The sequence below is a fragment of the Rhodococcus sp. A14 genome, from assembly GCF_011603105.1.
Taxonomy (GTDB): domain Bacteria; phylum Actinomycetota; class Actinomycetes; order Mycobacteriales; family Mycobacteriaceae; genus Rhodococcus_F; species Rhodococcus_F opacus.
The window spans coordinates 1-9,570 of the sequence record NZ_JAAOQS010000185.1; the positions used below are offsets into that span (position 1 = coordinate 1).

At 67.7% G+C, this 9,570-nt stretch carries 11 protein-coding genes; 9 read left to right on the plus strand and 2 right to left on the minus strand.

What is annotated here, in order from left to right; translation table 11 throughout:
* The 3 genes from G9373_RS43720 to G9373_RS43730 form a co-directional block, all read left to right on the plus strand.
* The coding region (locus tag G9373_RS43720) for a carboxyl transferase domain-containing protein (protein ID WP_167121067.1) at positions 1-123 on the plus strand (123 nt) is incomplete at its 5' end.
* Entirely contained in the window at positions 120-482 is a 363-nt protein-coding gene (locus G9373_RS43725) for an acyl-CoA carboxylase subunit epsilon (RefSeq protein ID WP_054248581.1), read from the plus strand. The genes G9373_RS43720 and G9373_RS43725, both read left to right, overlap by 4 nt.
* 10 nt (positions 483-492) lie before the next feature.
* Entirely contained in the window at positions 493-1,137 is a 645-nt protein-coding gene (locus tag G9373_RS43730) for a Maf family protein (RefSeq protein WP_005265287.1), read from the plus strand.
* Here G9373_RS43730 and G9373_RS43735 read toward each other — a convergent pair.
* The gene (locus G9373_RS43735) at positions 1,120-2,838 is read right to left on the minus strand and encodes an MFS transporter (RefSeq protein ID WP_005563276.1); all 1,719 of its coding nucleotides are present in this window, start codon (positions 2,836-2,838) and stop codon (positions 1,120-1,122) included. The genes G9373_RS43730 and G9373_RS43735 overlap by 18 nt on opposite strands.
* 249 nt (positions 2,839-3,087) lie before the next feature.
* Between G9373_RS43735 and G9373_RS43740 the strand changes: the two genes are divergently transcribed.
* Both G9373_RS43740 and G9373_RS43745 read left to right on the plus strand, forming a co-directional pair.
* Entirely contained in the window at positions 3,088-4,605 is a 1,518-nt protein-coding gene (locus tag G9373_RS43740; protein ID WP_005563274.1) for a condensation domain-containing protein, read from the plus strand.
* Complete coding sequence (locus G9373_RS43745; protein WP_054248578.1) at positions 4,605-6,047, plus strand: condensation domain-containing protein; 1,443 nt, start codon at positions 4,605-4,607, stop codon at positions 6,045-6,047. The genes G9373_RS43740 and G9373_RS43745 overlap by 1 nt, the downstream gene beginning before the upstream one ends.
* On the opposite strand, the gene G9373_RS43750 is transcribed toward G9373_RS43745, so the two are convergent.
* On the minus strand, positions 6,014-6,424 hold the full coding sequence (locus G9373_RS43750) for a group III truncated hemoglobin (RefSeq protein ID WP_005265283.1): 411 nt from the start codon (positions 6,422-6,424) through the stop codon (positions 6,014-6,016). The two genes, G9373_RS43745 and G9373_RS43750, sit on opposite strands and share 34 nt — an antisense overlap.
* 147 nt (positions 6,425-6,571) lie before the next feature.
* Here G9373_RS43750 and G9373_RS43755 point away from each other — a divergent pair, with 147 nt between their 5' ends.
* The 4 genes from G9373_RS43755 to G9373_RS43770 all read left to right on the plus strand — a co-directional run.
* Positions 6,572-7,471, plus strand: a complete 900-nt coding sequence (locus G9373_RS43755) for a sulfurtransferase (RefSeq protein ID WP_005239980.1) — start codon at positions 6,572-6,574, stop codon at positions 7,469-7,471.
* The gene (locus G9373_RS43760) at positions 7,468-7,884 is read left to right on the plus strand and encodes a SufE family protein (protein ID WP_005239978.1); all 417 of its coding nucleotides are present in this window, start codon (positions 7,468-7,470) and stop codon (positions 7,882-7,884) included. The genes G9373_RS43755 and G9373_RS43760 overlap by 4 nt, the downstream gene beginning before the upstream one ends.
* Before the next feature lie 21 nt (positions 7,885-7,905).
* A complete protein-coding gene (locus G9373_RS43765; RefSeq protein ID WP_005563271.1) occupies positions 7,906-9,282 on the plus strand; it encodes a condensation domain-containing protein in 1,377 nt (458 codons plus the stop codon).
* Positions 9,283-9,413: 131 nt separating this feature from the next.
* Positions 9,414-9,570 (plus strand): biotin carboxylase N-terminal domain-containing protein (locus G9373_RS43770; RefSeq protein ID WP_164066024.1); only part of this gene is annotated, 157 nt, incomplete at its 3' end.

Below are 9,570 nucleotides of genomic sequence, written 5' to 3' on the forward strand. Positions count from 1 at the left end.
GGCTACGTCGACGCCGTCATCCCCCCGTCCCACACCCGCGGACAGATCGTGGCCGCCCTGCGCCTACTCGAACGCAAAATGGTCACCCTCCCGCCCAAGAAGCATGGGAACATCCCCCTATGACCGCTATCACCGAGGACGACGTGCGCACCGAGACCGGTTCCGACGCGACGTCGTCAGTCAACGGTTCCGCAGCGGACACCACGCTCGCCGAGGGTGCGGCCACCGACCTGCCGGGTGACACGGACGGCGCAGCCGCCGATGCGGCCCGTGAGCCTTTCCTGAAGGTGGTCAAGGGCTCACCGTCCGACGAGGAGATCGCGGCGCTCGTCGCGGTGCTGTCCGCGGTCGCCGCCGCAGGCAGCGGTGATCCGGATGCGCACCTCCCACCCGAGTCCTGGGGTGCTCCCACGCGGATGCACCGGAGCGTCGCCCCGTTCTCGCCGTACGCGTTCCCGAACGTGTCGGAGTACCGGCGTTGATCAGGATCCGGTGACGTCCTTCGTTCTCGCCTCGGCTTCCCCGGCGCGGCTGGCTGTCCTGCGCAGCGCCGGGGTGGAGCCGGTCGTGCGAGTCTCCGGAGTCGACGAGGACGCCGTCATCGCGGCACTCGGTGCCGACGCCGCCCCCGAGCACGTCGTCACCGAACTGGCCCGAGCCAAGGCCAACGACGTCCTCCCCGTTCTCGCACGGGACGGGATCTCGGACGCCGTCGTCGTCGGATGCGACTCCATGCTGCTGATCGACGGGTCCCTGCAGGGCAAACCCGGAACCGTCGACGTCGCCCGCGCGCGGTGGTCGGCGATGGCCGGCCGTAGCGCGACCCTGCTCACCGGGCACAGCGTCCTGCGGATCGCGGAGGGTGCGGTGGTGAGTGACGCACACGATCACAGCGCCACCGTCGTCCATTTCGGGAGCCCGCCGGACGCCGATCTGGAGGCCTACCTCGCGACCGGGGAGCCACTGCAGGTCGCGGGCGCGTTCACCCTCGACAGCCTCGGGGGTTGGTTCGTGGACCGCATCGAGGGCGATCCGTCCAGCGTGATCGGGATCGGCCTGCCGCTCGTCCGGAGGTTGCTCGCGGAGGTCGGGGTCGGCGTCGCCGAGTTGTGGGCGTCGTCAGGCCGCGTCGGCTGACCGTTCGTCGACCTGCTGGTTCCGGCGCGGGAGCGTCAGCGACGCCACACCGATAGCCGCCGCCACCGCCGCAATGATCCAGAGGATGCGGCGTTCTGCCTGGAGAAACGCCTCGCCCGCTGCATTACGGGTCGATTCCCGTGCGGCCACCACCGCGGAGTCGGCGATCTGCTGCTGAGCGGCGCCGAGCGCCGCACCGCCGGATGCCGGCGAACGGCATTCGTCGGGCACCTTCATCGGGGACGTGGACCCGAGTTGCTCCGTCGCGCACCGTACGAACGTCTCCTCGGCACGCGGGATCAGCGCCGACGGCACCCCGGCCTCGGCGAGCTGCGCGGTCAGCGCAGGCCGCTCGGCCTGAACCGCGTCCGCCGATTGCGTCGCGACGAGGTTGAAGAACACGACACCGATCACCGCGAGCCCGATCGAACTACCCACCTGCTGCACGGTCGGGAGCAGCCCCGACACCGACCCCGCGTTCTGCGGTTGCACGGTCGCGAGGATCGCCGTCTGGAGCGGCGCCACGAACAGTCCGAGTCCGGCTCCCCCGATGAACAGCGGCCCGGCCAGCGCCGACCACCGCGGATCGGTGCCCTCGTGCTGCAGTTGCGCCGCCAGCACGACGAGGGAGCCGGCGAAGAGCAGCATCCCGAGAGGCAGGACGAGGTTGCCGATGCGCCGGTACACGGCAGCGGAGGCCAGCGCGGCGAGACCGGTCCCCAATGCCCACGGCAGCGTCATCACCCCGGCCCTGAGCGGGGAGAACCCGAACCCGAACTGCAGGGTGAGGGAGATGGTGAAGATCAGCGACGTGAGCGTCCCGAAGAACACGAACGCGATGGCCGCGCCGAGCGAGAACGCGCGGTCGGTGAACAACTCAAGGCGCAGCACCGGGTCGCCGCCGCGGCGCCCCAGCCGCCACTCGTAGACGACGAACGCGATCAGGACCGGCACCGAACACAGCAGCATCACCACGATCGAGGTCGGCCAGCCGCGTTCCCGGCCCTCCGCGAGCGGAAAGATCAGGAGGAACAGCCCGGCCGCCGACAGCACGGCGCCGCCCACGTCGATACGGCGGACGCCGTCGGGCTTCGCGTCGACGAGATAGAAGTAGCCGAGGACCAGGGCCGCGAGCCCGATCGGGAGGTTGACGAAGAAGATCAGCCGCCAACCCCAGTCGAAGAGATCCCACTGGATGAGAAGTCCGCCGACGAGCGGACCGCAGATGGTGGCGAGCCCGATGGTCGCGCCGTAGATGCCGAACACCCGCGGGTGCGAGCGTTTCGGAAAGAGTCCCGAGATGATGGCGAACGTCTGAGCCGACATCGACCCCGCCGCGAGACCCTGCAACGCCCGCGACACCACGAGAGCGGTCGGCGACTGGGCCAGTCCGCAGAGCAGTGAGGCAACGATGAAGACGGCCAACGCGGTGAGGAAGACCCGTCGTCGGCCGAGGAGATCCCCCAGTCGTGCCGCTGTGATCAGCGAACATGCGAAGGACAGCGTGTAGACGCTCACCATCAGCAGCTGCGCCGACACCGAAGCACCCAGATCGACCGCGATGCTCGGGAGCGCGACGTTGACGATGGTCGCGTCCAGGAGTTGCATGAACACGGCGGCGAGGCTGGTGGCCAGTCCCAGCCACGGGACCCACCGACCGAGTTCGCCTCGATAGAGTGCGTCACGCTGCGTCACAGGCATCCGGACAGGCTAGCGGCTCGAAGCTCACAGAACGCTGTGAGGTCGTTCAGAGGTTGCTGCATGCTACGCGAGGAACTTGCAGCGTAGAACCCTTTTGCCCGACACTTGACTAGACCGGGACCGACCTGTAATCAGTCTCATACTTCTTTACCTCTCGCGGTAAGGCACTCGGTGCCGCATCCTGTTGCGAGAAGTCCGTGCCACACCCGACCGAACTCGCAACCGATTCGACACACCAGGAGCCGCTCGATGGACTTGAACTTGATCACCCACTGGAAGCCAGAGCCTGGGCGGGTCGTCGAGTGGAAAGTCACGGACGCGAGTGCACGTGCGGCTGTCGAAGCGCCGGTGGATCCGGCACTGCCGACCACCATGCAGGAGCGGCACCTGCGGCGGGCCCGGCTGGCGGCGAACAACGGCGAGACGCAGTCCCCCTGGATCGGCATCGCCTTCGACTTCCCGGGCAGGCTCGACCGCGCCGCGATGACCCGCACTCTCGAGCGCTACATCCTGCGGCACGACACCCTGCACAGCTGGTTCTCGTTCGAGAACGCGGATGCCGACCCCACGGACACCGCGAACGCGGTACAGCGGCACGTCGTGCCCGCCGACTCCATCGCCCTGATCGCACACGAGGGCGAGACCCTCACCACCCCTGAACAGGTCCGCGACCACGTCGCCGCGCGCTTCGCGAACGAGACGAGCGCGCTGGCCTGGCCTGCTTTCGTGTTCGGCGTGGTGGAACATCACGACGCCGGCGCTCCCGGGCCCGAGGACAGCTTCACCCTGTTCCACGCCGTCGATCACGCGCACACCGACATGCAGTCGATGATTCTCACGTTCGCCGAGACGCGGATCATCTATCAGGCCGAACTCGACGGCGTAGAGCCCGAACTACCCGATCCGGGAAGCTACGTGGAGTACAGCCGCCGGGAGCGGGAGAAAGCGGCGACACTGACCCTCGCCTCCCCCGAGGTGCACGGCTGGATCGGTCACCTCACCCGCAACGGCGGTACCTTCCCGAGCTTCCCCCTCGACCTCGGGGCGTCCGACGAACCGAAGCCGGCCATCGGCAGCCGATTCGACCTCGCCGACGCCGACGAGTGCGAGCAGTTCGGCGCCGTGTGCAAGGCCCACGGTTCCAACTTCATCGGCGGCGTGTTCGCGGCTCTCGCGATCACCGAACACGAACTGGTCGGGCGCGACCGCTACATGGCGCTGTCCCCCCTCACCACCCGCAACGACCCGCAGTTCTACTGGTCCCAGGGGTGGTTCATCAATCTCATTCCGGTCGGGTTCGCCCTCGAGGACGCCACGACGTTCACGGGACTGGCCCAGCGCGCGCAGGACGCCTACCGGTCCGGCAAGGCGCTCGGCGAGGTGTCCGTGCAGCAAGTGATCGACACCGTGCTCGCTCAGGCCGGCCCCGAGGCGATGTCGCAACACGCCACCACGCTCGCACCGCCTCCGATCGTGTCGTACATCGACGGCCGGCGGTTGCCGCAGACCGAGAGCTTCGTGTCGACCCGGGCGACCGGCATCGTGGGTGGCAAGGCCACTCAGATCGCGTCGATCTGGGTCAACCGCATGCTCGAGGGCACGTGGATGGCCGTCTCGCACCCCGACACCGACGAGGCCCACCGGTCTGTGACCGCATATGCGGAACGGTTGTCGAACATCATGAAAACCGTTGCCCGCGAAGGCGATTACACGGTGACATCGTTCGCGCCGACAGCGGACTCCGCGACTGCCGCAGGGGTGGAGTAGTGCACGTCACGTCAATCGACCGGTACATGCTCGAACCCGGCCTGGTGACGGAATGGTCCGTCGCGCCGGGCAAGGTCTCCCCGTCCGCGGTGCCGCCTTCGTACAACCAGCAATTCCATCTCGACACCGCCCGCACCCACGGCGTCGGCCGAAGCGTCTGGATGGCAGCAGCTTTCGACCTTCCCGGGCGACTCGACCGGGATGCTCTCACGCAGGCGCTGGTGCACTTCATCCGGCGTCACGACACGCTGCAAACCGGCTTCGACGTGAGCCCGGATGCGATGGCGCGCGTGGATCTCGACCCCGAAGACATCACCGTCGTCGCGTCCGAGTCCTCGGCGACGACGTCACCGCACGAACTCCGCGACCACCTGCGGTACCGGTTCACCGAGGCGTGCGACCCGCTGACGTTCCCCGCGTACCTGTTCGCCACCATCGAGCGCGACTCGCACTACACCGTGGTCAGTGCGTTCGATCACACTCTCGTCGACGGATACTCGCTCGTCATCGCGTTGGGCGAACTCCGGCAGATCTATCAGCGACTCATCGGACTCGGCGGCTCGGCCGCGCTCACCGAAGCGGACCTGACGAAAGAACTCGGCGATCCCGGGAGCTTCCTGCGGTACTGCGAACTCGAGGCCGAGACGCCCGTCACCGAGATCGGCGACCCCCGGGTGCGCGAATGGGCACGCTTCTACGAACGCTGCGGCGGCACCGCGCCCAGTTTCCCGCTCGATCTGGGTGTCGAGGCGGGCAGGCCCGCACCACAGGGAGCGGATGTCCGCCCCCTTCTCGGCGCCGCCGACACCGAGCGGTTCGAGGAAATCTGCCTGGACTCGGGGGGAAGCCTGTTCTCCGGGGCGCTCACCGCGATGGGCATGGCAGTGCACTCGATCAACGGCATTTCCCGGATGCCGTTGCAGTTTCCGCTGCACATTCGCCAGGACCCGCAGTGGGCCAATGCGATCGGGTGGCTCACGACGAGTGCGCCGCTGACGGTCGAACTGACACCCGACTGCGACTTCCAGTCCTCCCTGGCGCACACCCACGCCTCGTTCCGCACGGCTCTCACGCTCAAGGGCGTGACGATGGCCCAGGTGCGGGAGGCGCTCGGTGACGGATACCGCCGCACCCGCACGGATGTGTTCATGGTCTCGTACATCGACTACCGCAAACTGCCCGGCACCGACGATCACGACGAGCTGAACGCCCACCACATCAGCAACGTGACGGTCGCGGACGACGCGCAATTCTGGATCTCCCGCACCCAGCGCGGTCTCGCGCTGCGGTCGCGGTTCCCCGAGACGCCGACGGCACGCCGCGCGGTCACCGAGTTCCTGGTGCGGCTGCGCGAAATCATGCACGACATCTGCGAGAACGGCGTCACTCCCATCGCGGAGCTGACCAGTCAGCTGAACCTGGAAGGCACTCCGGTCGTCTGACCGCCGGAGGGCTCGAACAGTCGTCGCCGTATAGCGTCGGCGATCTTGACTGCCTCGACCTTGGCCCGCCCCGCGACGTCGCCGGCGAACAACTCGTCGACGCTGGACGTCCACAGTTCGACCCAGCGGTCGAAGTGCCGGTCGGTGAATCCGTGCCGGCCGTGCAGCGCCCGGTGCACGGCGAACGCGCTGCCTCGGTAGACGCCTGTGCGCAGCAGGACCGTCTCCCAGAAGTCGCACATGACGGGCAGGTGGTCGTCCAGGCCGATCACCGCGAGCGTCTCGAAGGCCGGTTCGAGGACCGGATCGGCGAATGCCCGGCCGTAGAAGTGCCGGAGCAGCAGTTCCAGGTCGGCGCGCGTCGAGATGTCGGGCATGAGGCCTCCGTTCGGGTGCGAATCTACGCGCCTGGGCGGGCTCCCTCACCATCCACGGCCGGTAAGTGTGAACGCCGGTCGGAAGAACTTCCGGCGTCCGCCTAGAATTGACGCCGTCCCCGTCGCATCTGCCCCAGGAGCCCACCCGTGCCCGTAGCGCCAGATCCCACCCAGTCCTTCGCCGAGTACGCCAACCCCGGTCGGCTCGTGTCGACGGAGTGGCTGTCCGCGAATCTGGGCACACCCGGCCTCAAGGTGGTGGAGTCGGACGAGGACGTGCTCCTCTACGACGTCGGCCACATCCCCGGAGCCGTCAAGGTCGACTGGCACCTCGATCTCAACGATCCGGTGACCCGTGACTACATCAACGGCGAGCAGTTCGCCGACCTGATGAGCCGCAAGGGCATCAGCCGCGACGACACCGTCGTGATCTACGGCGACAAGAGCAACTGGTGGGCGGCGTACGCCCTCTGGGTGTTCACGCTGTTCGGACACGAGGACGTCCGTCTCCTCGACGGCGGCCGCGACGCGTGGATCGCCGAGAACCGGGACACCGCGTTCGACGTGCCCGAGACCTCCCCCACCGACTACCCGGTGGTCGAGCGCAACGACGCCCCGATCCGCGCGTTCAAGGACGACGTGCTCGATCACCTCGGCAAGGGGCCGCTGATCGACGTGCGTTCGCCCCAGGAGTACACCGGCGAACGCACCCACATGCCCGACTACCCCGAAGAGGGGGCGCTGCGCGGCGGCCACATCCCGAGCGCGCTGAGCATTCCGTGGGCCAAGGCCGCAGCCCCCGACAGCCGGTTCCGCTCACGCGGTGAACTGAACGAGATCTACGGCGGTGTGTCCGCCGACGACGACATCGTGGCGTACTGCCGCATCGGGGAGCGTTCCAGCCACACCTGGTTCGTCCTCACCCACCTGCTCGGTTACCCCACCGTCCGCAACTACGACGGTTCGTGGACGGAGTGGGGCAACATGGTTCGCGTTCCGATCGTCAGGGGTGAAGAGCCGGGAGACGTTCCCGGCGCATCGTCATGACCGAACTACCCGATTCGCTTGCCGAGATCGTCGACGACTTCGCTGCCGTCGACGGCTCGGACAAGCTGCAGTTGCTGCTGGAGTTCAGCCGCGAACTGGCGCCTCTGCCTGCCGAACTCGAGCAGGACGCCATGGAACCGGTGCCCGAGTGCCAGTCTCCGTTGTTCCTGTCGGTCGACGACTCCGATCCCGACCACGTGCGGCTGCATTTCAGCGCGCCCGCGGAAGCGCCGACGACGCGGGGTTTCGCGTCGATCCTCCACCAGGGCCTGGACGGGCACAGTGCTGCCACCATCCTCGGCATTCCGGACGATTTCTATTCCGCGCTCGGGCTCGCCGACGCCGTCAGTCCCCTGCGGCTGCGCGGCATGTCCGCGATGCTCGCGCGAATCAAGCGGCATCTTCGCGGCTAGGCAGGGTTTGAACACTTACTGATGGAATTCACCGAACTTGCCGACTATCCCGTTCCGGTGGGCGCGCTCACCGAATGGTTACCGTGCGCCCGCTCGGAATGGGTGGACGATCCCCGCCCCGCCTCGTACATCCACGAGGCGCACCTGCGCCGGTGCTCCGACTCCGGTGGTCGCGAATCCTGGCTGGGCACCGCGTTCGAGATCCACGGCACGCTGAACGTCACCGCTTTCCGGTCGGCACTGGAGAAGTGGACCGATCGTCACGAGGTGCTGCGCTCGCACACGACGTTCGACGCGGAGACCGAGCGCGTGCACCGGCGCACCGTGCCGCAGGGCGGGCTGCACGTGGGGGTCGTCAGCCACGGGTACGACGCCGCCGGCGGCGACAACTTCGCGCACCTGCAGCAACTGTTCGACGAGTACGCGTCGCCGCACAGTTGGCCGTCGTACGTCTTCGCGACGCTCGAAACAGTCCAACGCGACCGATTCACGGTGTTCTTCGCGGCCGATCACTCGATCATCGACGGGTTCTCCATCGTGCTCGTCGCCCACGAGTTGACCGCCCTGTACGAGGAAGCACTGTCCGGACGCACGGCCAACCTGTTTCCCGTCGGCAGCTACATCGACTTCGGCCGTGAGGAGCGTGAGACCTCCACCGACGCCGAGGTGAAACGTGAGGCGCTCGACGTGTGGCGCTCGGCGCTCGAGGGACCGGGACTCCCCGAGTTCCCGCTCGAGGTCGGTCCGCGCACGTCGTACGCCCAGCAGAACCTGTCTGCCTGGATTCTCGATGCCGACCAGGCTGCGGCGTTCAACTCGGTGTGCCGCGAGGCGGATGTGGGGTTCTTCCCCGGCCTGCTCGCGTGCCTGGGTATGGCCGGGGCGGAAGTGGCCGGGCATCAACGCTTTCGGACGGTCACTCCGGTCCATACCCGGCACTCCCCGCAGTGGGCGTCCGCGCTCGGATGGTTCGTGGGTCTCAGCCCGATCGACTTCGAGGTGACGTCGGACGAGTTCGCCGCCGTCGCCCGCGACGCCGCCGAGAGCGTGGCCCGGACGAAACCGATCTCGGTGGTCCCGTTCGACCGCATCGAGAAGGAACTCGACATCCCCATCCGGCCTCGCTTCGTCGTCTCCTACATGGACGTCCGGTTCGTGCCCGATGCGGGCCGCTGGCACGAGCGCAACGCCCGGGCGCTGAGGAGCCGGCAGTACACCCACGACGTGTACGCCTGGATCAATCGCACCCCCCGAGGTGTCAATCTGGCGGTCCGCTATCCGGGCAACGACATCGCTGCCGCGAGCGTCCACACGTGGGTCGGGAGCCTCCGCCGGCAACTGGAACAGGTTTCAACCAGCTACCCCTCGGTAGGGTTGCGGAGCGTCGGACAGCCCTGACGGGAAATTTCGGTCCGGTGACAACACGGATCGGTTCGGTGCTTAGACTCCGAAGTGATGCCGTAAACGACCGCTGGTGACACCCACGGGAGCCACCGCGGAGACAGACCATGCGAACCACAGGAGGCTCAGTGCCCAGTCATGCCAGCGCGCACATCACGAAGGTGCTCGTCGCGAACCGCGGTGAGATTGCAGTGCGGGTGATCCGGGCCGCAGCCGATGCCGGCCTGGCCAGCGTCGCCGTCTACGCCGAACCCGACGCCGACGCCCCGTTCGTGCGCCTGGCCG

Coding starts and splice junctions, on each gene's coding strand:
- G9373_RS43750 (WP_005265283.1), bottom strand. CDS start 6,424: ATGCCCGACATCTCGACGCGCGCCGACCTGGAACTGCTGCTCCGGCAC.
- G9373_RS43735 (WP_005563276.1), bottom strand. CDS start 2,838: ATGCCTGTGACGCAGCGTGACGCACTCTATCGAGGCGAACTCGGTCGG.
- G9373_RS43760 (WP_005239978.1), top strand. CDS start 7,468: ATGACCGAACTACCCGATTCGCTTGCCGAGATCGTCGACGACTTCGCT.
- G9373_RS43765 (WP_005563271.1), top strand. CDS start 7,906: ATGGAATTCACCGAACTTGCCGACTATCCCGTTCCGGTGGGCGCGCTC.
- G9373_RS43725 (WP_054248581.1), top strand. CDS start 120: ATGACCGCTATCACCGAGGACGACGTGCGCACCGAGACCGGTTCCGAC.
- G9373_RS43740 (WP_005563274.1), top strand. CDS start 3,088: ATGGACTTGAACTTGATCACCCACTGGAAGCCAGAGCCTGGGCGGGTC.